Genomic DNA, 23,965 nt, shown 5'->3' with positions numbered 1-23,965 from the left:
CTGCCACCCTTCTGTCACATCTTTCACGCCCCTTTGCCCATTAAAAAAACTTGATTTATAAAACCATGGATGTCTAATATAGAAGGATTGATCATAATATCTGCCATTTTGTGATAAAATTTTATCTAACGTATGGTGGCCCGGCTTATGATAACCCCCAATATAGATCTAAATGACATCTGCACCAAGTAAACATGCAGACACTCAATATGTCCGGTATTAAGAGGCGTTCTTGAATATCGGTCGGCATTTAAGGCATGGAAAGACTTCTACACCCCGGGGGGATGAGATCTTGCAACCTATGGGTCCGGCTTTATGGAAAAATTTAAATGATGACAAAAAGACTGATTATGGGGTATCTAACAATCAGCTTATGGCTGGGACACTGCTGTGCTTTTTGCCTACCACTTCAGTTATCTGTGGGTTTAACCGTTTCCCCCTATGTGGTCACCCCTCAAAATCCCAATGAAAAAATATCCGGTTTTGAAGTGGATATTGTCCGGGAATCCCTTGGTCAAAAAGGATATGAAGTTCAATTCATTCTTCAGCCCCTCAAAAGAACAAAATTATCTTTTAAGGAAAAAAAAGTGGATGGGGTGCTCACCGTCAAAAAGCACTATCCCCAGGTCAAAGGGGCCTTTTTCTCCCACGACTACATCACCTACCACAATTTTGCACTGACACTTGCCTGCAATAACTTTAAAATTAATTCCGTTAAAGACCTGGCAGAGAAAGAAATCATCGCCTTTCAACAGGCAAAATTTGCACTGGGAAAAGAATTTCAGGCCATGGTAACTGAAAATCCCGGTTATAAAGAAATAGCAAGTCAGAAAAGTCAGATTGGCATGTTTTATCATAAAAGAACAGAGGTTATCATTATTGATGACTGCATTTTTAAATATTATAAAATCAAACTAAAAAATATCCCCACACACCGGGCAGTTACCTTCCATGATATTTTTAAACCCAGTTCCTACAAAATCGCTTTCCGGGAAAAAGGCATACGAAATGCGTTTAACGAAGGATTAAAAGAACTCAAAAACTCGGGCAGATACCTTCATATCATTCAATCCTACACCGAACATCATCCACCTGCTGAAAAGCGCAATCCCTTTGCTGGAAACTAAGCCATGGCCATGAAAAAGTCCACCGGTATCATCTTGCTGTCATTGTCTGTTGTCTTCTGCATTTTCTTTTTTTCTTATAATCAATACCAAAAAAAATGGATCATCCGGGAAATGGCCAAACACGCAGAAATCGTCAAAGAAGATGTCTGGGAAACCAATTATCAAGGGACAAGGGGCTATCTGGAGTTGGTGGCCAAGCGGGAAAGTTATTCAAAAATAGAACTGAGCCACGCAAAAACCACCTTGCTGACCATTGAGGGCCCCCGCCCCAAAGGACTGAGTTCAACTTTAGACCGGCTGGGCTTTTTTCCTGAAAAAACCATTATTACAGACATTTATTATGATGGCCAACGCATCGGAACGTTAAAAGGATATCACCGTAATATGTCCTTTTATGTCCACTTTATTGCCTTTATCGTTTTGCTGTTGATATCTGTTATTATGCAAATGGTCCTGGAAATCACCAAACAGAAATTCGCAAAAATTCAACTCAAAAAACGTGATATCAAATATAATAAAATGTTTTCCAATATTGGAGATGTCATTGTCATAATAGGTGAAAACGGCATCACTCAATACAGAAGTGATAATATCACCAGGCATTTTGGATGGAAAACCAAAGAACTTGAGGGCGGGCATATATGGGACTTTATTCATCCCGATGATTTAAAATTTTCCAGGGAAACCTTTGAGCGTTTTTTGACCCATCCTAATAAGCCCATCAGGGTGGAACTCAGATACAAATGCAGGGACGGCCGGTTCAAATGGATTCAATTTACAGGGATTAATTTATTTCATGATCCTGATATCAAGGGAATCTTAGGAAATTTCCATGATATCTCAGAAAAAAAACAGACAGAAAAAAACATCAAACTTAAAAACAAAATACAAAGCATTCAACTCCAATTAATCAAAAAAGCCCCCACCCTTTCAACAACTGCACTTTTACAAAAATTCCTTGACGAAGCTGAGACGCTTACACACAGTTCCATTGGATTTTATCACTTTTTTAATGAAGAGGATAAAACCATATCCCTCCAGGCATGGTCCACAAATACCATGAACAATATGTGTAAAATTAAACTGCCCCGCTCCCACTATCCCATTGATAAAGCCGGTATCTGGTGTGAATGTGCAAAAAAAAGAAAAACAGTTATTCACAATGATTATAATGCGCTTAAACATAAAAAAGGATACCCGGAGAACCATGTGCCTGTTATCCGGGAAGTTGTGGTGCCCATTTTTCGGGACAATAAAATTGTGGCGATTCTGGGGATGGGCAATAAACCTGTGGACTATACCCGGGAGGATGCAGAAACAATTGAAATACTTGCAGAGCTGGCCTGGGAAACGGTTGCAAGAAAACAAACAGAAGAAAAGATAAATACCAGTGAAGAAAAATTTCGCCTGGCGTTTTTAACAAGTCCTGATTCAATTAATTTGAGTAGATTAAAAGATGGGGTATTTTTGGAAATCAATGAAGGTTTTTCAAAAACAACGGGGTACACAAGAAAGGAAGCCATAGGAAAATCCTCCCTGGAACTCAATCTCTGGAAAAACAATAAAGACAGAAAACGTCTGGCTGCCATATTAAAAAAAGACGGCATTGTTGAAAATTTTGAAGCTGAATTGCTAACCAAATCAGGAAAGGCGATATCAGGGGTGATATCTGCAAGCATTCTTTTTATTGAAAATGAAGAATTCATTCTTTCCATAACAAGGGATTTCACCAAACAACGCAAACTTGAAAGGCACTACCTGCAAGCCCAGAAAATGGAAAGCATCGGCACCCTGGCCGGTGGCATTGCCCATGATTTTAACAATATACTGTTTCCCATCCTCGGGCATTCTGAAATGCTGCTGCACGATTTAGCCGGAGACGATTTAACCCATAAAAGTATTACGGCAATACACGCAAGTGCCCTGAGAGCCAAAGATCTTGTGGGGCAGATACTTACCTTTTCCCGGCAGCAAAATGATGATATCAAATTGATGAAAATTCAGCCGATTTTAAAAGAAGCGGTAAAAATGCTGCGGGCAACCATACCGGCCACCATAGAAATCAAACAAAACATAGCTGCCCATTGTGGGTTTATCAAGGCAGATCCCACCCAGATTCATCAGATGATCATGAACCTTGCAACCAATGCATTCCATGCCATGGAAACAAAAGGGGGCACTCTGACCATTGCTTTAACCCCTGTGGAAATTGATGAAATTAATCTGCCCCCCACGTTGAACACACCCGGACAATATGCCTTTTTATCTGTAAAAGATACCGGTGACGGCATATCCGCCAATGTCGCAGAAAGGATATTTGAGCCTTTCTATACAACAAAATCAAAGGGAAAGGGAACAGGCCTGGGATTATCAGTGGTCCATGGCATTGTAAAAAAATTTGGCGGTACCATTGAACTCAATACAGAGCCCGGTGCAGGAGCTGAGTTCAAGGTGTATCTGCCGCTGGAATCCATGGAAGATAAGGCATCCGGGATAATCTCATCACCGGCACAGATACCCGGGGGATCAGAAAGTATTTTGCTTATTGATGATGATGAAAGCATCATTAGCATGGAAACCCAGATGCTTGAACGTCTCGGCTATAGAGTGGTCAGCCGCACAAGCAGCCTTGAGGCCCTTGAGCTGTTTAAACATTCTCATGGTGATTTTGATCTGATTATTTCAGATCTGGACATGCCCAAAATGCCGGGGGATGCATTGGCCCGGGAATTTCTATCTGTCAAGTCAGATGCACGCATCATTTTATGCACAGGTTTCAGTAATAAACTAACCCCACAAACCATAAAAAAAATGGGCATAAAAGGGATGCTGCACAAGCCCATTATCTTGAAAAATCTTGCCGAAAAAATACGCGAAGTTCTGGTTTGATTGATATAACTGCCACGGGCAGGCCGTATTCTAATCCGGTTCTGCCCACAACAAAGCTTGCAACACACCCCTATTTGTGACGTATTTCATATAAACGATCATGTCCTGTCGGACACAACAAATATAAAAAATGGATACCGGATATTGCTCAAAAAATCATATTGGTGGATAAATTTCCTGTTTTCTTTTTCTATCAATAAATAGCATCCAATATCCAGTTTTTTAATGTGGGTGGGACAGACCGAGACGCTTTATTAACAAGGGAATAAATTTAAGATTGGCCCCGGGAAAAGGATATTTTCTGATTTCTGAAGGTGTGATCCAGCAATGATCCACCGGCCCGTTAAGATGAACCTCCCCTGCCACGTAACGGCACATATACACATCCATTTCAATTTTAAAATGGGTGTACGCGTGTTTTACCCGGGTGAGGTGGGATGCAATCGTCACCTCAAGTCCGGTTTCCTCCTTGATTTCCCGGATACAGGCGTCAGGGGCGGTTTCATTTTTTTCCACTTTACCGCCGGGAAATTCCCACAATCCCCCCAGCAACCCCTCGGATTTTCGCCGGGTGATCAAAAGTGTGCTCCCCTTTTTCACCACCCCCACAGCAATGTGACGGGTGGGTATGGGTTTCTTTTTGATGCGCCGGGGATGGTGGGCAATGCAGCCATTTTTCCGGGCAATACAATGATCAAATAACGGACAAACCGAACAGCCCGGGGTTCCCGGGATGCACACCAGTGCCCCCAGTTCCATCATTGCCTGATTGAAAATTGCAGGGCAGGATTGATCCAACAAGCGGTCTGCCATTGCCTGGAACTGTTTATGGGAGGATGATCGATTCACCGGCGCATCCATGGCGCAAAGGCGCGACAAAAGGCGTTTAACATTGCCGTCCACCACGGCCAGGGGAAGGCCAAAGGCAATGCTCAACACAGCCGCTGCAATATAATTGCCCACACCGGGAAGGGATTTAAATAATTTTTCATCAGCCGGTACCTGACCGTGAAACTGATCCACCACCACCCCGGCTGCTTTGTGAAGATTTCTGGCCCTGGCATAATACCCAAGGCCTTCCCACAGTTTCAGTACTTGTTCCCGGTCTGCGCCTGCCAGATCCGTCACTGTGGGAAAACGTGCCATGAAACGATCATAGTAAGGAATCACCGTTGCCACTTGGGTCTGCTGGAGCATCACCTCGGAGACCCAGATGGCATAGGGGTCTCTTGTCTCCCTCCAGGGCAGTTGCCGGCGGGTCTTTTTATACCAGTTTACCAGAAGGCTCTGGATCTGGGCCACAGTGGCCGGTTTCCATTGCACAACGCTATTGGCCTGAATTGCAGACGTCTTTTTCAGGAATTTCATGTAAAACGCCCCCCAGATCAAGGCAAAGGTTTTCCCCGTCATCTTCTAAAAATGCTGATATTTTCACCAGGGCCCTTTGGGAAAATTTAATGCAATGTTCCGGGGTTTGAACATAAAGGTTGTCATTGCAGGTGTACAATTGCCCGGGCTCCAGAATCAGGGGTTCCCTGGTACTCAGAAGCAATGTCAGTTGAGCGTCCTTTTCTTCTATGATATCAATGACAAAAAGAGCGGTGTCTTCGTAAGTGAAGTACACCTTTTCAAGGAAGCCTTCCCGGGGCTGACAAAGATGGTATCCCATATCATCCTTTTTAATGGATGCATTAAAATGCCGAATGATTTTTGGATGTTCAAATTTCCCGTTTTCACCGTGCCAGACCCCGTTTTTATCCAGCCAAAAAAGGGCATCTTCTTTGGGAATGATCATTTCTTTTAGTTCTGATTCCATTTCATTTTCCTGCAGCAACATTTTTAAGCTTAAACTGAATGTGTATATAATTGCCACGGGCAGACCTTATTCTGATTCGGTTATACCCACAACAAAGATAGAAATTCTCCACAGATTTATGGAGTCTTTCAGATGAAACAAGCATGTCATGACGAACATAACGAATATTGATATCAACTCTTTGGCATATCTGCAATGTGAAAGCGTCTTGCAGATGAAATTTGAATCAAAATAACGGGCTTGTCCTGTGGAACACAACAATATTGCAATATGGTATTATGCCGCCCCGACGGGCAATGGGCCAGGACCGGAACTGTAGACAGCTCAATTGTCCGGTTCCTATTGCCCATAGGGGGGCGGCCCATAGGGAGACTCTGCCCCCCTTAAGTAAACCTGGAGGCTAACCTGTATATAACTGCCACGGGCAGACCGTATTCCCATCCGGCTCTGCCCGCAATAAAGTTTAAAATGCGCCCCGGATTTACGCAATATTTCGTTACATGATTTTCAATGTTGACAGATAAATTCAAAAGGGATAATAAGCATTTGTTCATTTAATCTGCTGGCATGTCCACCCCATTTTTGAATTGTGGAGTGAACTTTTAATATTTAATTTCTAAATCAGGGAGGTACCATGAAAAAAAGACTGACATTGGTCATGGTCGTTCAATGCCTGGCATTTATTTTTATTCTTTCATCCTTTGCAGATTCTTCCATCCCCAAAAAAAAGCAAACTGCACTGGGAAAATACATTACTGCAGAAACAGCCTATGCAGAATACTCTAAAACCCCGGACACCATACACATCATGGATGTGCGGACACCGTGTGAATATGCCTTTGTGGGGCATGCGACCATGGCAGTAAATATCCCCCTTTATTTCCAGAAACCGGGGTTAACAGATAAAAACAAACCCATCATGCCTGCAAATGAAAACTTTGTGGCCCGGGTGGAAGCCAAGTTTAAAAAAACAGATATGCTCTTTGTCATGTGCAGATCCGGCGGCCGCAGCGCAGCATGCATCAATAAACTGGCCAAAGCAGGATTTACCAATATCTATAATATCATTGACGGTTTTGAAGGTGATAAGGACGACAAGGGATACAGAACAGTTAACGGCTGGAAAAATTCAGGAGCCCCCTGGACATACAAGTTGGATCCGGCATTGGTGTACAGACCTTAATTCCATATAACTGCCACGGGCAGACATGCCGGCCTTTCAGAATTTATCCATGAACTGAGCTTTAAACAAAGGGGTATGGACAGCACCCGAGGGCTTTAGTTCACTTTTAAAAAGCACCATGGCGTTCACCGGGCAGACATCTGATTCAACATATTGAAACCGTTGAATAATATTTGTCAAAATTTTGCTGTCCACCCTGTTTTTAAAGCGCCCCAGGGTAAAATGGGGTGCAAACCGCTTTTTATCACCTGGAAATCCTTGATGCTCAAGATTTTTTTCCAGGGTTGTGTGAAGCAAGCCAAGCTGATCAAGCTCTCCCTTGACCCCGGACCAGATTACCCGGGCTTTTCTGATTCCGGGAAAAACACCCACCCCTCCTGCAAAAACAGTAAAGGATCTGCAAGTGGCAGCAGTCTCCTCCATGGCCCGGATAATTCCTTTGATTTCTTGTTTGGAAACATCCCCCATAAACCGCAAGGTAAGATGCATGGAAGCGGCCCTGACCCATGAGGCTTTTACCTGTTCCTGTCTAATTTCACCTTGAACCTTATGGAGAAAAAGGCTAATATTTTCAGGTATGGGTATTGCAATAAATGCCCGTATAAGGTTCCCGTTGTCTGTTTTTTTCAATTCAAATCTCCCATTCATTCCGTAACAGGCTGCTGACACTGTTTTTTATGAAAATTCCGCTAATCCAGAAAAATTTTCAAGATTTGTTGTATTCGTTAAAACATGCCGGTTTTATTAGAAAATAAAACTTCCGGGCAAGCTAAGGCAGAGCCGCCCCTCCGATGGGTAATAGGAACCGGACAATTGAGCTGTCTACAGTTCCGGTCCGGGACCATTACCCATCGGAGGGGCGGCGGTATCATACCATTTGGCTCCGCGTCTACGACCCTATATTTGTTGTGGGCAGCACCGGATCAAAATACGGTCTGCCCGTAGCTGTTACATGAAACTCTCTGCCATTCAATCCGGGACAAAGCCGGATTAAAATAAGGACAATTGCAGTTATAAACTGTTTTCCAGGAGGCCACAATGCCAAGAAACAGAGAGAAAAAAAATCAAAAAAGCGCTCCTTACAGAATATGGGGAGAAAATCTTGATATAGAAGCAATACGGCAAATGGACAATGCCTGTTCCCTTCCCATATCCGTCAAAGGGGCACTGATGCCCGACGCACACAAAGGCTATGGACTTCCCATCGGTGGGGTGCTTGCCGTTAAAAATGCGGTGATCCCCTATGCCGTGGGCGTGGACATTGCCTGCAGGGTAAAGATGAGCGTTCTTGATCTACCGTTTCAAGAATACGAAAAAAACCGTGGAAAATTTAAAATCGCCCTGGAAACCGAAACCCGGTTTGGTGTGGGTCAGGGCTTTGCCAGACCCAGGCAGCACCGGGTAATGAATGACAACTGGTCCTTTTGCCCGCAGGTGAGAAATTTAAAGGACAAGGCCTGGAAACAGCTTGGCACCTCGGGGTCAGGCAACCATTTTGCCGAATTTGGGCAGCTGATGCTTGAAAAAAATGATTTTGGCCTGGAAAAAGGAATATATCTGGCATTGTTAACCCACAGCGGCAGCCGGGGAACCGGGGCCGCCATTGCCAAACATTACAGCGCCCTTGCCAAAAAACTTCATCCGGAACTGCCCAGGCATCTAAATAATCTTGCCTGGCTGGATCTTAAAAGTTCCGAAGGAGAGGAATACTGGCAGGCAATGGAACTCATGGGCAGATACGCCTCTGCCAATCATGATATTATCCATACCGGCGTATTGCACCACCTGGGAGCCATATCCATTTTATCCCTTGAAAATCATCACAACTTTGCCTGGAAAGAACAACTGGGGCACCGGGAGGTCATTGTGCACCGCAAAGGGGCAACCCCGGCAGGCAAAGATGTGCCCGGCATTATCCCCGGATCCATGGCATCCCCCACTTTTATTGTCAGGGGACTTGGCAATGAAGCCGCCATGTGTTCCGCAGCCCATGGGGCCGGACGAAAAATGAGCCGCACCGCTGCCATGAAAAAATTTAAACAATCAGATATGATAAAGCTGCTTAATCAAAGGGGCATCACGCTTATTTCTGCGGGAATTGACGAAATCCCCATGGCATACAAATCCATTGAAACTGTTATGGATCAACAAAAAGATCTTGTTGAAATACTGGGAAGATTTGATCCAAAACTTGTTAAAATGGCACCGCCTGACAGGTATGCAAAAAAAAGGACGGGTAAAAAATAAACAACCCCCTGCCCCCAATGGAAAAAAACATTGATTGTTTCCATTGGGATTTACAGGGGGCGTTCATAAAAACAGCATCAGAATGCATGGGCAATGCAATGGCTACACAGCCACAACATACGATATACTACTCTCCATCAAACATCTGGCCCTGATTACATTTCATCATATCCATCACATTTTGTGCACTTTCAATACAGGGCATAATCTGCTCCAGACTCTTAATTTCTTCCCTTAATTCAGAAAGAACCTGTTTTTTCGTATTTTTATTCCACACAAGGGGCTCGTCATCATCATCCATGGACGCACCATCGTTTAAGCCCATCTCTCCGGCAAGCTGGGTAAACTTTGCATCACATCGGTCTGCATCTGCCTGGGAAGATGCATTGCTCAAACAGCTTTCCATCTCTTTCATCAATTCCAGCATTTTCGGCATCTGCTCTTTTTCCTGCTGAAATTTACTTTTCCCGCTGTCTGAATTGCTTATCATCTGCATCATCATGGCCTTTTGTTCTGCGTCGCCCATGTCAGGATTGGCATTCAGCTGGGCCTGAATATCCCCCATCATGGCACCAAAATCGTTCATCTCTTCACCTTGCTGCAATGCCTGCCCCTGGGACATGTAATCCTGGGTCACCTCTATCTTGTAATCAGGTAACTTGAATTTGCTCTGGGGAATGGATTTGTTAAAACTTGCTTTAACAGCCACCATACCGCTTTTCATCCCCATTATTTCTGCTTCGACACGTAACGGGACCTGACCTTTATAAAGCCACTGTTTTCCCCCCATAATACTCCATACTTCACAGGGATAGCCCAGAACTTTTTCAGTGCCTATTTTTTTGCCACCCATTTTTTGCAGTTGATTTTCACTGTCTGCGCTTATATTCTTACCTGAAGCAAGATATTGAGCGGCAATGGGGTCGGTTCCTTTGTTGATTATCTTTCTTTCAAAATCAACGGTGTAAACAGTGGTGCTCTCTATTTTCTTCATGGTGTGGGCCTTGTCCACCTTGTTCACCAGTCCCGACATTGTGGTTGTGGTTTCCTGCTCTTCAAAGGTGACATCACCGTAATCTTTAAAATAAAGGGTGCTGTGCCCCTTGGTTTCTGAAACCATTCCCATGACATTGCCACCGCCTGTTACTTCGTACTCAACCATCCCCGATTCCAGGGAATAACGCTTTACGGTGTCGGCCTGGGCCATTGTTGCCGTCAAGAGCAACGCAAAAAAGAACATCAGAAAATTTCCTGTTCGTGCCATAAGTAAGTCCTGTTTTTTTGTGGAGTTATAATCATAAAGCAACAACATAACAGTGCAATTATATTGCAACAAAAAAACAGAATAGATAGAGAAACAATTTTAGTCAAGGGCACTTTTTATCTTCCAGCAATTCTAATTTTGGACTCATATGCATTGCAATTAAAAAAATGCCTGTTTTGACAAATATGATTTCAATGACTTATATATGAATAAATTCAGTGAAAAGTTATAATTAGAATGTCTGTTCATCTTCACAATTTCTTCATAATTGGAATGCTATCTTTCCAACAATATTCAAAGAAGTACAAACTACTTTTGGGGTCGTATGATGGATGCCAAAATATTCCCACAAAAATAAAAAAGAAACACTTGATCATCGCATATAATGAATGATAATTGAATTCAGGAGCTTTCTATGAATAATTTTGATGGCCTTACAAACAAAATTCATATCAGCATTGTTGTCCCATTTTATAACGAAGAAGAAGGGATTAAAAGGGTGTGCGAAGAGATCCTGTCTGTGGCCTCAAATCACTTTGGCACTTCCTGGGAATTGATCTTGGTCAATGACGGATCCTCGGATAACACCCCCTATTATGATAGACGTCATTGCCAAAAACAATGTCAACTGCCGGGCCATTCATTTGCCCCCTAACAGTGGCCAGTCTGCAGCCTTGGAAGCAGGTTTTTCAAAGGCCAGGGGAACGCTCATCGTCACCCTGGACGGGGATGGACAAAAAAAAGAGCCTTAAAATATCATTTAATGGAAACCCGACATGTAAGAGGACACTTGCATGAATAGTCATCCACCTAAAACAAAACACTACCCTCTCCGGCATGAGTACGAAACCCCACAGCTGATACAACCTTTGTGCATCGGCATTTTTTTTACTACTGCCTCTAATTGTTCAACAGATGGATGGTGGCACCTATTTTTTAAGAATCAGCGATTTTATCGGATCAATTCAGAACAGAAAGTACGGTACGCCCCTTGCCATGCTACTTTACCTCTTGGCTGGAGGGCTATTTATCTGCATGGGAATCCCCCGTTTATGGATCAGTGCCGGGGCCGGGGCGGTGTTCAATCCCTGGCTTGGTACAGTGGTTGGCTTAGGCGCATCCCTTTTGGGAGCAGCGGCATTGTCCCTTGTGGGACAATGATTTCTCTCCCCTGGACGATGGGTGTTTCTGAAAAACAAATTCGGCAGATACCGATATTCCTTTCAACAAAAAGTTTTTTTATGGATTGTGTATGCCCGACTGTTTCCCTTGAGCAATTCCACAGTTCTAAGTCTTTTCAGTGGATACTGTAAAATTGGATTTTTACCCTATCTTATGGGATCACTCATAGGTTTTACCCCCCTTACCATTATCATGTGTCTATTTGGCAGTGGTGCGATCCAAGGCAATGGCAGAATTTCAGCCATGAAAAAGGCAAAAAAGGGGTGGTGGTTTTTCCATAAAAAAATGGAAGCTCCTGGCTCCCCATATCAATACCTTTGGACAAATAACGTCTTTTAACATGGGAAAAAAAATTGGCCTGGTTCATCTATGACATTGAGTGACACTGAGATCCTTCAATCAGCACGCTGTCCCCATGACCATAAATGCAATGCTTTGTTGGTAATGCCCCAAGATCCATTGCAATAACAATCATGTAAGTTCTCAATAAGTCCGGGCATTCAGTCATTTTTTTTGAATAGGATCCGGTGCTTAAAGGGTAATCAGGCTTTATCAGCCCGAAGTTATTGAAAACTTACACAACCACACCAAAAACCACTGTAATGCTTGACTTTAAATATTGGAAATTCCCCATGAATATTCTAATTGTCGATGATGACTCAGAACTGCTTGAACAATTGAGTTTGTCACTGAAAAAAAAACACTATGGTGTAGAAACCGCCGAAGATGGAGAAAAAGCGCTGGATAAAATATTTGAGATTCCCTATGATCTTATTTTGCTGGATATTATGCTGCCCCGCCTGGACGGGTTAAGCGTTTTAAAGGAAATAAGAGCGGCTGAACTCAATACGCCTGTGCTGATGCTCACGGCAAGAGGGGATGTCGAAGACAGGGTTAAAGGTCTTGATTATGGTGCAGATGATTATCTGGCAAAGCCTTTTTCCATGGTAGAGTTAATGGCCAGAATAAGGGCTTTGCTCAGAAGGGATGGCAAGCGGGACCCAATTCTTAAGGCCGGGGCCATTCACCTTGACAGCATAAGCCGCATCGTTACCTGGAACACCGTCCCACTGAATTTAACCGCCAAAGAATTTTCCATTCTTGAATTTTTATTGCATAACAAAGGAAGTGTGGTTTCAAGATTTAATATGGCCGAACACGTATGGGGAAACGATTTTGATCCCTTTTCCATGTCAAATTTTGTTGATGTACACATTAAAAACCTGCGCAAAAAAATTAAAACCCATGGGGACAGCTCCATCATCAGGACAGTCCGTGGCATTGGGTTCATAATTGATGAATAAATACCATGAAAATACGAAAAAAAATCACGCTGTGGATTTCGGGAACAGCCCTGTTCTCAAGCATTGTTTTTTCATCTTTTATTTTCTTCGAGCTGATGGAAGAACCGTTCAAGTTCATTGATAAAGAGATAAAACACATGACCCGTTCCCTTGTAAAGCTAATGAAGAACCCCAAACAAAAAAATGGTTTGTACAATCTTTCCCATATGCCCTACGATCCTGACCTGTATTGGATAGAAGTCACAGATAAAGAAAAAAACACGCTATACACATCGAAACTCACCCAATTTACAAAACTTCTTCCAAATGGCAATAAAACTACCTACATGGTGGAAAAAAAAATCCCAAGAGATCTGGTCTGGCTTAATCAGGATGAAAAAGATGAGGTACTCTTCAGAGTCATGGTAACAGAAGCACAACTCCATGGTCAGTGGATTTCAATTCGAATTGGAAAGCCCATTGAAGACCTTGAAGAAGAGCTGATTGAATTATTGGAAGAAACCGTACTCAGCCTGACCTTATGCATATTGCTCATCATTATTATCAGTTATAAACTGGCGGGAAAAATTCTCAGCCCCATGGTTTCCATCACCCATATGACAAAAGACATCAGTGAAAAATCCTTACACAAACGCATCCCTCTGAACCGCAACAAAGATGAATTATATACCCTGTCTCTTTCCTTGAATAAAATGTTTGACAGGCTTCAATACTCTTTTAACCGACAAAAAGAGTTTGTGGGCAACGCCTCCCATGAGTTAAAGAGTCCCATCACCCGCCTGATGCTGGCACAGGAAGAGATGATCATGAATGATCATCTGCCACCATCGACAAACAAAGGATTGGTAAAACAACTTAATACCACACGCAAAATGAGTCACCTGGTAAAAAAGCTACTGGATCTTTCCCGGCTGGAACAGCAGGAGACCGTCACAAAAAAATCCGTGAATATGACAAGTCTCATAGAGCATGTTTTAGATGACTATAGCGAACTGCTGGCATCCAAAACCATCCGTTTAGAAGTAAAATTGCAAAAACCTCTCTTTATCCAGGGAGATTCAGAAAAACTATACCGCCTTTTTATCAATCTTGTTGACAACTGCATCAAATACAATTTAAAAAAAGAGGGTCGTCTCATTGTTAAAGGCAAAAAAATAGACAAAGGTGTTGTGCTGGAAATTTTCAATACCGCCCACCCCATCCCCAAAGAGGATCTTCTCCTTATTTTTGAACAATTTTACCGGGTGGAGAAATCTCGCTCAACAAATCTCGGAGGATCTGGCCTTGGGCTTGCCATAGCAAAAAAGATAGTTGATCTCCACGATGCCACCATTGAGATAACCAATGAACCGGGCCAGATGATAAAAACAAAGGTTTTTTTCAGGGATCTATCATGCTCTCATTAACCCCACAAATAATACTGGTTTCTGCCATTTTAACTGCCGCACTGATTTTATTGATAACAGAAAAAATAACCGTTGATAAGACTGCCATGGGTATTATGGTGGCGCTGTCAGTCACAGGGGTTTTAACCCCTGGTGAAACAATCTCCGGATTTGCCAACCCTGCCGTTATCACGGTGGGGGCCATGTTTCTTTTAAGTCATGGGCTCATTCGTACAGGGGGCGTTGATTTTCTCAGTGAGCTTATTTTACGCTTATCAAAGGGCAATAAAACCGGTGCCACCATTTTGGTTCTCTTGACCGTGGCGGTGACCTCTGCTTTCATCAATAATACACCGGTGGTTGTGTTATTTATCCCCATTATCATGGGATTAAGCTGCGAATGCGATTTTTCACCATCCAAGCTACTGTTACCCATATCCTATGCGTCCATTCTTGCAGGCAGCTGCACCCTTATCGGCACATCCACCAACATCATTATCAGTGACCTTTCAACTAATTTTGGGTTTGAGCCCCTCTCCATGTTTGAACTCAGCCAAGCGGGCATTCCCATAGCCATTACCGGTATTCTTTTTTTATTTTTCATATCCCCTCAAATATTGCCCGGCAGGACAGCCCCAGTGTGTGAATTGGACGAAACCAAGGCAAATAGATATATTGCAGAACTCATTGTATCACCGGACAGCCCTTTGATAGGGGAAAAAAATATCATTGACCATGCCCAGACACATCTGGGTCTGGGTGTCGTTGAAATTTTTAGAAACGGCAATATATTTGACCCTGTCCGACGTCCCATTACCATCAAGGAAAAAGACATACTTCTGATAAAGGGATCTGCAGAAAATATCGTCTCCTGCCTGAACAAACAGATACTGGAACTTGCCCATGGGGAAGAAGATATGGGCTTTGGCCAGGGCCTTGAAAATGACCTTATCGTTGAGTTGATCGTCCCCCCCCTTTCAGGACTACTGCGGGAACAACTATTATCCACCGATCTTCAAAATGATCCACAAATTAAAATCATTGCCATCCGAAGCCGTCGCCACCACTATTCATATCGAAAAATAAAAACAGTCAAGCTTAAAATCGGTGACACCATCCTGGTACGCTGTCCCAGGGAAAAACTGTCCACCATGCGAAACTCCAATGATTTTATTGTGGTTGAAGATATTCATCACACCATGATCAACACAGAAAAAGCCAAAACAGCAGCGGGCATTTTTGTGGGGGTGGTACTCTGCGCCTCAACCGGATTGGCAGATATCCTTGTATGCTCGTTAACAGGTGTTTTCCTAATGACACTGACCCATTGTGTCAGCCTGAAAGACGCCTATCGTTCCCTGGAGTCCGAGGTGTTACTTTTAATTGTGGGCACCATTGCCCTTGGCATTGCCATGCAAAAAACCGGTGCAACCCTTGTTTATGCCAATGCCTTTCTGGGGTTATTTCAAGGCATGGGCCCCAACACAGTGCTTCTGGGTGTGATTGCCCTTTCCAGCCTGTGCACCCATATCCTGAGCAATAATGCCACAGCCGTTCTTTTGCTGCCCATTGCTGTGAGTACAGCAAGCTCTCTTGGAGTGGATCCCAGACCTTTTATCATTGGTATCTGTTTTGGTGCCAGTGCCTGTTTTGCCACCCCCATCGGGTATCAAACCAACCTGCTGGTGTATGGCCCCGGTAGATACCGGTTTTCAGATTATCTTAAGCTTGGGATGCCATTGAATATCATGGTAATAGGGCTTTCAACTCTGTTAATCCCTCTTGTATGGCCTTTTTGAAAAAACGTTTTTGAAGTATAAATGGGGCAATTGCTTTAGGCGATGAATAAGGTATTAATGAAATCCATTGTTCTTTATTTTTCTTGAAACAGGACATAGCCATTGATCTTCTTTTTTATATCAAAGCTTGACATTATATCTTTGGGAATGATCATCACATGCTTATTTTTCACCGCCAGATAGGATTTTTGATTATCTTCAAACAGATCCTTGATATCGAATACCGAAATGATTTCCCCCACAGCTGCTCTGGAGTAAAATTCTGCTGAAAAAGGACGCCAATTAAAATAATACAGATTTTCACCATGACTGATACGATTAAAATATCCCAGCAATTTTTTCTGGCTGTTGAGATCCGGCCCTATTTCTGTGACCACCACAATGGATACCGATAAAAATAGTGTCAATATGATGCAAGCAATCTTTTGCACAATATTTTGAGCCCAGGATTGCCGATGGATAAGCCCTGCGATAACAAGGGAAAAAGCGGGTATACCCGGTAGCACATAAGCCCAGAGTATATTACCGGCCATGGTAAAAAAGACCATGGGAGTCGTGGCCCACAAAACAAGGTAGAGAAACCAACTTTGGGATTCACGGACGGTGGCAGTGAAAAGATTTCGATTCTTTTTTTTCATGAGTAGCAAAGGCAGAAAAATAGACCAGGGAAAGGCACAAACCACCCAGAATGCCCAAATCATACCTTTGGGTTGGGCATGGGCAGAACCGTAGAGATCCCCTTTCCATCCTGAAACCAAAAATCGGTTCCAATGCTCTCCAACAATAAAATATTCCAGAAACCCCGGTGTCTTCAGCTCTGCTGCGACATACCAGGGCAGGCTCAGTAATAGTGTCAGACCCATGCCTGTTAACCAGGGTAACTTCAAAATCAAGTTCATCCTTTTTGGGATTAAGCACCAGGACAGGACGGGAAAAAAAATAAGGACGACAGCCACAGGCCCTTTAGCCATAAGCCCGATGGAAAGCCCCATAAAAAAAAGTATCCCCCATATCCGGCCAGTATTTTTGGCTGCCGTTATACATCGCCAAAATCCAACCATACTCAAAGTGGTGCCCGCCAGCAGACAATGATCGGTCATCACGGCACCACTGCTGATCCAGAATATGATACTGGACGTCATTATCACACAGGCGATCAACGCATTTTTTTGATCTAACCGATATTTGCCCAGATTAAAGACCATTGCAACAACTGCAATACCCAGGAGAAAAGAAGGTAAACGTGCACTAAATTCATGTATCCCCAAAAGTTTAAAACTGGCTGCCGTCAGCCAAAATGAAAGTGGCGGTTTGCCCCAGAATGGAATTCCCTTTTCAAATTGGGGAGTAATCCAGTCTCCGGTTTCAAGCATCAGTCTGCCCATTTCTCCATATCGAGCTTCAGTGGTATCCGCAAGGGGGTATGCACCAATAAACATGAGTCGACTCAACATCAAAAAGATGAGAATTGCCCACAGATAAGTGTGAGGGGACAGTTTATTTCGAAAATTCACAGGAGACTCCTCTTTGGGATATTATTTGCTGAGGAAAAAGAGGTGGCAGTCCCATCAATATGATTTTTGATAATATATAAAGGCCGATTTTTGGTTTCCATGAAAATTCTGCCAATATATTCGCCGACAATCCCGATGGCAAGCAACTGCATTCCGCCAAGAAACAAAATAAAAAGCATCAAAGTTGGAAATCCCTGGACAGGATCTCCGTATAAAAGTGTTTTCAAAAAAGTGAAAAGTCCATATCCGAATACCCCCACAGAAACCATCAGGCCCAGATAGCTTGAAAAACGCAGGGGCGTCACGGTATAAGAAGTGATGCCTTCGACCGCCAAGTTAAACAATCCAAGATAATTCCATTTGGTATTACCTGCAAATCTCGGGTCCCGTCGATAGGATATCTCTGTTACGGAGAAACCGACCCAGGCAAACAGCCCCTTCATGAACCTATTTCGTTCAGGCAGCTGTTTCAAGGCATCCACTGCCCGACGACTCAGCAGGCGAAAATCCCCCACGTCCTCAGGCATTTTGACCGGACCCAATAAGGCGATGAGCCAGTAAAATATCCGGGCTGTCTTTTTTTTGAAAAATGTCTCTCCCGCCCTTGAACTTCTTCGCATATTCACAACATCGTATCCCTGGAACCATTGTCTGACCATCTCCGGTATCAATTCCGGGGGGTCCTGGAGATCAGCATCAATGATGATAACGGCGTCACCATTGGCAAGATTTAGACCGGCGCTCATGGCCGCTTCTTTACCAAAATTCCTGCTGAACTCAATCAGTTCCACATTGACGTTATTCCCGACAATCCGTGTTAAGATGGACATGGAACTGTCCTTGCTGCCGTCGTTGATGTAAATAATTTCTGTCCGGCGGACAGGAGTGTTATCCAGGGCTGTCTCAAGACGCTCATGGAAAGAAGCAATTACCTGGGCCTCATTATAAACCGGAACAATGATTGTCAACACTTGGTCCTGGAAGCCAGGAGTTAAAGGAATAATTCCCTTGGCATATTTTTTGGGCATATCTTCTCCTTAAAACACCCACAATAAGCTGATGGTAAAGCCACACAAAAACTGGCCTGCCGTGGCCATCACCTGGGATAATGGCAACGGCAGGGCAAAGCATTCCAGAGCAAGGCCCAGAATCAATCCGTTGACGCAAAAGCCAAGGACTACCATGGGTAAAAATCGCTTCATTGCATCAAAATGTTTTTTTGAACTGGAAAATGTGAAATAATAATTTATAATATATACCACCGTAGCACCTGCAATCAGACCGCATCCAGAAGAAGCTACCGGATTGAAATGGTGTTTAACCATGATCCAAAGCATGACATAATGGCACAATGTCCCCATCCCCCCGCCAGCTACAAATTTTCCGATCCGAGTCAACATTACAGATACTCTCCCGCCGTTTTATTAACCGGTTGCTCTCCCACTTCCCAACGCTACCCCAGAAGAGTAAATCCGTTGTCGAACCTGAAGTGGTCTGAATGTTCCAACGTTGTTTCACATGAATAGCGTATGCTACATAGGCTCATTCAACACATCGTGGATAAATGTACCACCACGACTATGAAGAAGTTATGAAGAATCGTTATCTCACTCAAAAAAAAGATCTCCAAAGCCAAAGCAATGGAAATCTTTTTTTAAAGTACAGTTTTAGTGTTTCTTTCAGTATTCGTCCTTTAAAATATAACTGCCACAGATGGATCTTATTTTAACATCGGCCCAACCACATCAAAGCGTTCACGCCGGTCCCAGGCAGTTAAAATCTGCCAAACCATAAGTTTCCCGGACACCCATCCCCCTCAAGCCCTCTGGACCCGCCTATAATAATATATATATCCATAGTTTGCCTCCTTTGAATGGGGCTTGGTCATAGCGTCGGCCGTTTGGGGATTGATCCAACACCGAGATGTCCTATCTTATCCTGTCATTTGATTTTAAGGCCCCCCTGTTATGAAGTATCCATTGGGATGTATCCAGGGGGTTGATGCCTTTAAATTCTCTGATCTTCTCTCCAGTGGTTTCACAGGGCCGGTAGCCACCGATCTTTAATTTCAGTCGTCCTTTGCCCGAACAGCAGGCATTGAATTTAATGCTGTAATCCATGGCCTCAGCCACGGGCACCGTTCCTTTTAAAAAAAAGAAATGGCCGTCAAACCGGGGTAGGCCCACATCGGCTTTCATAGTATTTAAATCGTTGATTATGGCGCCCAACAAATCCCGGGGCGCTTTTATATCAAAAACATAAAAAGGCTCCAACAATCGGGTTCCGGCATTTTTAAGGGCATTCATGATGCCCATGGGGGTGGCCAGCAGAAAATCCCCGGGATTTGAGTGCACTGTATGTTCTTCCCCGGCAATCAGACGTATCCCAATGTCTGTGACAGGCCATCCTTTTATCCCCTGCTCCAGGGCCCAGGGAATGGCTCTTTCCACTTCATTTTGATATTTTTGACTGATATCATCCACCCCCACCAGAGACTCAAACACCACCCCGGAATTTAATTTTCCGGGTGACACCTCAAAGGTCATAACGGCCCAACACGGCTTTGGCATGGTATAGCGAACAATGGCCCGGGCCTTTTCAACAACGGTTTCTTTATACATCACCCTGGGCGGTTTGATATCCACCTCAATATTAAATCTTTCTTTTAACATGTGATGTAATATTTCAATCTGCATGGGACCCAATATCTTTAAAAAGAACTCCTTTTCTTTTTTATCCCAGCTAAAATCAAGATCCGGGTCTTCAATGTTCAGAATATGTAAGGCCCTGGCCAGCTCCTGGTAATCTTTATCATCACACGCTTCCACCATAACGCTGAGCACACTCTGGGCAATGGAATCATGGGGTTCTTTTTTTATGCCTCTACCCAATGCATCACCGGCAATAACAGCCTCGGAAATGGCAACAATACCAATGTCATTGCATGACAATGTGTTGACCACCTCAAGTTTCCCCGTACTGTTTTGCAGCAGTTGATTTATTTTTATATCTCTTTTCAATCGTTCACAGTACAAGCCGGTCTTTGATTGCATAGTTCCGGAACAGACCCGGATATGGGCAAGCTTACCGAATCTGGCATGATGCTCCAGTTTAAAAATACGGGCGCTGGGGGTTGCATCATCATTGATTACCCCATTTTTTGATGTAAGTCTGCAAATGGAATCTGCCAATTCAGGTATACCTGTCCCCTCCTTGGCAATACCAAAATGGACAGGAATAATGGCCCTGGAAAGAATCATCTCCTGGATTGTTTCATCCAGGCTGGGGTAAGTTGAAAGCGTTCCTTCCAGATAGTTTTCCAATACTGCGTCATCCAGATCTGCAAGATTTTCATAACTTTGATCCATTAAAGGTATATCCACATCGCAATGGAAACAAGATTGAACAGCACAACCGTTTTCAGGAATATTTAAACAAAAGGCCTTTATATTAAACTCTTTTTGAAGATCCGCAAACACCTGTTCGCCATTGGCACCGGCCCGGTCAATTTTATTGATAAATATCAATACAGGAATCCCCAGCTCTTTAATATTTTCCCACAGATTTAAACTATGGGCCTGGACCCCGTCCACGGCAGAAAGCAATAAAACAACCCCGTCCAGAACAGACATGGCCCGATCCACTTCAGCAGAAAAATCAATGTGCCCCGGGGTATCAATGAGATTGATTTTTGTATTTTTCCAATGAAAGCTGACACAGCTGTTTTGTATGGTGATGCCCCTTTGTTTTTCCAGGTCCAGGTTGTCTGTGATGGTGGATCCTTTATCCACACTGCCCGGTTTTTTGATGGCACCGGACTGAAAAAGCAGCTGTTCAGTCAAGGTGGTTTTGCCTGCGTCCACATGGGCCACAATGCCGATATTAAGTATTTTATTATTCATTATCGAACTATTTTGCCTCCTGTACCGGGATGATGCCCTGCATTAAAAACAGAATATGGCGGTTCATGATGCCACTATTACCAAGGACAATTTGCGCTCCGGTGAAAGTTACTGTATATTTAAACGCTTAAATTTTTAATCATTATATATAATGGTCATGCCCTCACGGACACAACAAATATAGGGTCGTAGACGCGGAGCCAAATGGTATTGGACAACCATGAGCAAAAACAGAAATAACAGAAGCAATGTACAATTTCAAATGGACGGCATATTAAAGTTAAAAAAAGTAGGGGATTATCTTAAACTGCGGGATAAAGAGATCAGGCTTATACTAAGAGGAAAAGAAAAAAGATTGAAAACCAAAAAAATTACCACTGCTTATGTTGTTGATTTATCTGACATGGGAACCCATTTGATATTGAAGGATGTATGCATAAAGAGATATTTTTTCTTTTCCCAACAGATAGGAAACTATAATGTGCCCATCAACAATATTTTAACAATTCAGGTGTTAAATAGTTTGTAGTGCATGGTCAAGGCTAAGATTTGGGATGATAAAATTCAAAGAGTATTACACCACGATATCTTTGAGAATTGACAATCCTAAAATTAAGATTTGACCTTGCAGTAGGTCAATATTCAGCCATCCCCCGATGGGTTTCCTAAGATGTCAATTTTGGGCTTGGTCATAAAACCAGCCATTTTATTGTAAAATTTTACCGATAACAATTAAACCCAGTCATTTCTGGCAGAGGCCTTGGCTGCGGGTATTACCGCCATATCTCCGACACATATGTCGGAGAAAGAACCGGATAAAACCACCCAAACTATTTTAACTGCCCTTGGGCAACCCCCCAACATGACCATTGGGCAACTGGCAAAGGATATATTGGAATGAACTATAACACGATCACCAATGTGCTGGGCAAATTAATGATCGTTACCGGCTGCTCAATGTTATTACCGCTGATATGCTCACTTTATTACGGGGAGAACGACCTGTTATCCATAGGAGTTACGGCAATTATCACCATTCTCATGGGGCTTCCCATGTGGTGGTGTTTTCGAAAATCCGACGAATTGAATCTGAGAGACGGATTTTTCATTGCCGTATTTGGATGGATACTGATATCTGCGGTTTCTGCTTTGCCCTATGTGATCCACGGTTCCATTCCCTCTTTTACTGATGCTTTTTTTGAAATGATCTCCGGCTATACCACAACCGGTGCCACCATTTTGAAAGACATTGAAATCTTACCAAGGGGGTTGATCTTCTGGCGAAGTCAGACCCATTTGCTTGGGGGAATGGGATTTTTAACTCTGACCATCATATTTCTTCCCCATGGAATGGGGGGGGTGCGTATTTTCCGTGCAGAATCGAGCCCCGGACAGGTGATCACCAAGGAGAAATTCATCCCCCGAAACAGGGATACCATGGTCTGGCTCTGGGGAATTTATCTGGCGCTGAACCTTTTAGAAACCCTGTTATTGTGTATGGGCGGCATGACGATTTTTGATTCGCTGTGTCACTCCTTTGGTACGGTATCCACATCGGGCTACTCCCCCTGGAATGCCAGTGTGGGGCATTACAACAGCGCATATTTTGATTGGGTGATCATTATTTTCATGTTCCTGGGGGGTATGACGTTCATGCTCTTTTATCACATGATCCAGAGGAACTGGGGGGTGATCAAAAACAATACCGAATTACGGTGGTACCTGGGCCTGATGTTCTTTTTTTGCGGCAGCGTTTCATTGATTCTGTGGAGGGAAAACACCTATGATTTCATCGACTCTGTCCGGTATGCCACTTTTCAAATCACCTCTATTTTAACCACAACCGGATTCACCACGGCAGATTATGAATTGTGGCCCCAATCGGCCCAGATGTTTATCTACGCCGTTTGCTTTATCGGTGCCTGTGCCGGCTCCACCACCAGCGGCATCAAGATCGTCCATTACATTTTGATCTGTAAATTCGGTGTTGCCGTTATCAAACGCATCTTTTTCCAGCCCATGGCCGTTGTGGGGGTTCGATTGAACCAACGCCCGGTGGATCTTCAGATCATCTATCTGGCAATTTTATATTTCATTGTCAATATTTTTATGGTGCTGGGAGGCGGCTGTTTCATGACCCTTGTGGACAATATGGATTATGGAACTGCCATGAGCTCCGTCATTGCCTCCCTGATGAACATCGGCCCAGGATTCGGAGGGGTGGGGCCGTCCCAGAATTATGCCTTTATTTCAGATATCGGAAAATGGTTTCTCTCCTGGACCATGCTTGTGGGTCGCCTTGAGATGTTTTCGGCACTGGTGATCTTTTACCCCTCATTTTGGAAAAAATAGT

20 protein-coding genes are annotated in these 23,965 nt (G+C 43.5%); 12 read left to right on the top strand and 8 right to left on the bottom strand.

Annotation, left to right across the window (positions count from 1 at the left end):
* The first annotated feature begins 329 nt into the window (after positions 1 to 329).
* A complete protein-coding gene (locus B9A32_RS15555) occupies positions 330 to 1,127 on the top strand; it encodes a substrate-binding periplasmic protein (RefSeq protein WP_084070561.1) in 798 nt (265 codons plus the stop codon).
* A gap of 9 nt (positions 1,128 to 1,136) precedes the next feature.
* Positions 1,137 to 4,016 carry a hybrid sensor histidine kinase/response regulator gene (locus tag B9A32_RS15550; protein WP_212637967.1) on the top strand — a complete coding sequence of 960 codons (2,880 nt, stop codon included), beginning with the start codon at positions 1,137 to 1,139 and terminating at the stop codon, positions 4,014 to 4,016.
* 222 nt (positions 4,017 to 4,238) lie between these two features.
* On the opposite strand, the gene mutY is transcribed toward B9A32_RS15550, so the two are convergent.
* Positions 4,239 to 5,339 (bottom strand): A/G-specific adenine glycosylase, encoded by a 1,101-nt coding sequence (gene mutY / locus B9A32_RS15545; RefSeq protein WP_232367190.1) that lies wholly within the window; start codon positions 5,337 to 5,339, stop codon positions 4,239 to 4,241.
* A gap of 4 nt (positions 5,340 to 5,343) precedes the next feature.
* Positions 5,344 to 5,832 (bottom strand): MFS transporter permease, encoded by a 489-nt coding sequence (locus B9A32_RS15540; protein ID WP_084070558.1) that lies wholly within the window; start codon positions 5,830 to 5,832, stop codon positions 5,344 to 5,346.
* Between the two features lie 634 nt (positions 5,833 to 6,466).
* On the opposite strand from B9A32_RS15540, the gene B9A32_RS15535 reads away from it, so the two are divergent.
* Positions 6,467 to 7,015 (top strand): rhodanese-like domain-containing protein, encoded by a 549-nt coding sequence (locus tag B9A32_RS15535; protein ID WP_084070557.1) that lies wholly within the window; start codon positions 6,467 to 6,469, stop codon positions 7,013 to 7,015.
* A gap of 36 nt (positions 7,016 to 7,051) precedes the next feature.
* Here the strand turns inward: B9A32_RS15535 and thpR are convergent, their stop codons facing one another.
* Positions 7,052 to 7,645 carry an RNA 2',3'-cyclic phosphodiesterase gene (gene thpR / locus B9A32_RS15530; RefSeq protein ID WP_170923862.1) on the bottom strand — a complete coding sequence of 198 codons (594 nt, stop codon included), beginning with the start codon at positions 7,643 to 7,645 and terminating at the stop codon, positions 7,052 to 7,054.
* 408 nt (positions 7,646 to 8,053) lie between these two features.
* Here thpR and B9A32_RS15525 point away from each other — a divergent pair, with 408 nt between their 5' ends.
* Positions 8,054 to 9,262 carry an RtcB family protein gene (locus B9A32_RS15525; protein ID WP_084070552.1) on the top strand — a complete coding sequence of 403 codons (1,209 nt, stop codon included), beginning with the start codon at positions 8,054 to 8,056 and terminating at the stop codon, positions 9,260 to 9,262.
* Between the two features lie 127 nt (positions 9,263 to 9,389).
* On the opposite strand, the gene B9A32_RS15520 is transcribed toward B9A32_RS15525, so the two are convergent.
* Entirely contained in the window at positions 9,390 to 10,526 is a 1,137-nt protein-coding gene (locus B9A32_RS15520; protein ID WP_084070549.1) for a hypothetical protein, read from the bottom strand.
* 415 nt (positions 10,527 to 10,941) lie between these two features.
* Between B9A32_RS15520 and B9A32_RS22565 the strand changes: the two genes are divergently transcribed.
* The 6 genes from B9A32_RS22565 to B9A32_RS15490 all read left to right on the top strand — a co-directional run bounded on the left by B9A32_RS22565 (position 10,942) and on the right by B9A32_RS15490 (position 16,196).
* Positions 10,942 to 11,181 carry a glycosyltransferase gene (locus B9A32_RS22565; RefSeq protein WP_084070547.1) on the top strand — a complete coding sequence of 80 codons (240 nt, stop codon included), beginning with the start codon at positions 10,942 to 10,944 and terminating at the stop codon, positions 11,179 to 11,181.
* Positions 11,123 to 11,278 (top strand): glycosyltransferase, encoded by a 156-nt coding sequence (locus B9A32_RS15510; RefSeq protein WP_170923861.1) that lies wholly within the window; start codon positions 11,123 to 11,125, stop codon positions 11,276 to 11,278. The genes B9A32_RS22565 and B9A32_RS15510 overlap by 59 nt, the downstream gene beginning before the upstream one ends.
* Positions 11,279 to 11,441: 163 nt before the next feature.
* Complete coding sequence (locus B9A32_RS21860) at positions 11,442 to 11,687, top strand: TVP38/TMEM64 family protein (protein ID WP_212637966.1); 246 nt, start codon at positions 11,442 to 11,444, stop codon at positions 11,685 to 11,687.
* Between the two features lie 653 nt (positions 11,688 to 12,340).
* Entirely contained in the window at positions 12,341 to 13,012 is a 672-nt protein-coding gene (locus B9A32_RS15500; RefSeq protein ID WP_084070538.1) for a response regulator transcription factor, read from the top strand.
* A 5-nt stretch (positions 13,013 to 13,017) separates the two neighbouring features.
* Complete coding sequence (locus tag B9A32_RS15495; protein ID WP_084070535.1) at positions 13,018 to 14,418, top strand: HAMP domain-containing sensor histidine kinase; 1,401 nt, start codon at positions 13,018 to 13,020, stop codon at positions 14,416 to 14,418.
* Positions 14,406 to 16,196, top strand: coding sequence for an SLC13 family permease (locus B9A32_RS15490; protein ID WP_084070532.1), 1,791 nt, complete (start codon positions 14,406 to 14,408; stop codon positions 16,194 to 16,196). The genes B9A32_RS15495 and B9A32_RS15490 overlap by 13 nt, the downstream gene beginning before the upstream one ends.
* 74 nt (positions 16,197 to 16,270) lie before the next feature.
* On the opposite strand, the gene B9A32_RS15485 is transcribed toward B9A32_RS15490, so the two are convergent.
* The 4 genes from B9A32_RS15485 to B9A32_RS15470 all read right to left on the bottom strand — a co-directional run bounded on the left by B9A32_RS15485 (position 16,271) and on the right by B9A32_RS15470 (position 21,612).
* Positions 16,271 to 17,635 carry an ArnT family glycosyltransferase gene (locus tag B9A32_RS15485; RefSeq protein ID WP_269749033.1) on the bottom strand — a complete coding sequence of 455 codons (1,365 nt, stop codon included), beginning with the start codon at positions 17,633 to 17,635 and terminating at the stop codon, positions 16,271 to 16,273.
* A 71-nt stretch (positions 17,636 to 17,706) separates the two neighbouring features.
* Positions 17,707 to 18,738: a glycosyltransferase family 2 protein gene (locus tag B9A32_RS15480; protein ID WP_084070526.1), complete on the bottom strand. Its 1,032-nt coding sequence runs from the start codon at positions 18,736 to 18,738 to the stop codon at positions 17,707 to 17,709.
* 9 nt (positions 18,739 to 18,747) lie between these two features.
* Positions 18,748 to 19,110, bottom strand: a complete 363-nt coding sequence (locus B9A32_RS15475) for a GtrA family protein (RefSeq protein ID WP_084070523.1) — start codon at positions 19,108 to 19,110, stop codon at positions 18,748 to 18,750.
* A 528-nt stretch (positions 19,111 to 19,638) separates the two neighbouring features.
* Entirely contained in the window at positions 19,639 to 21,612 is a 1,974-nt protein-coding gene (locus B9A32_RS15470; protein WP_084070521.1) for an elongation factor G, read from the bottom strand.
* Positions 21,613 to 21,832: 220 nt separating this feature from the next.
* Here B9A32_RS15470 and B9A32_RS15465 point away from each other — a divergent pair, with 220 nt between their 5' ends.
* Positions 21,833 to 22,141, top strand: a complete 309-nt coding sequence (locus tag B9A32_RS15465; RefSeq protein WP_084070518.1) for a hypothetical protein — start codon at positions 21,833 to 21,835, stop codon at positions 22,139 to 22,141.
* A 368-nt stretch (positions 22,142 to 22,509) separates the two neighbouring features.
* A complete protein-coding gene (locus B9A32_RS15460) occupies positions 22,510 to 23,964 on the top strand; it encodes a TrkH family potassium uptake protein (protein WP_084070515.1) in 1,455 nt (484 codons plus the stop codon).
* Position 23,965: the final 1 nt, after the last annotated feature.

The organism is Desulfocicer vacuolatum DSM 3385 (assembly GCF_900176365.1).
Lineage (GTDB): Bacteria > Desulfobacterota > Desulfobacteria > Desulfobacterales > Desulfobacteraceae > Desulfocicer > Desulfocicer vacuolatum.
Note: the sequence above shows the minus strand (reverse complement) of the source record. Positions and strands in the feature narration are given on the sequence as shown.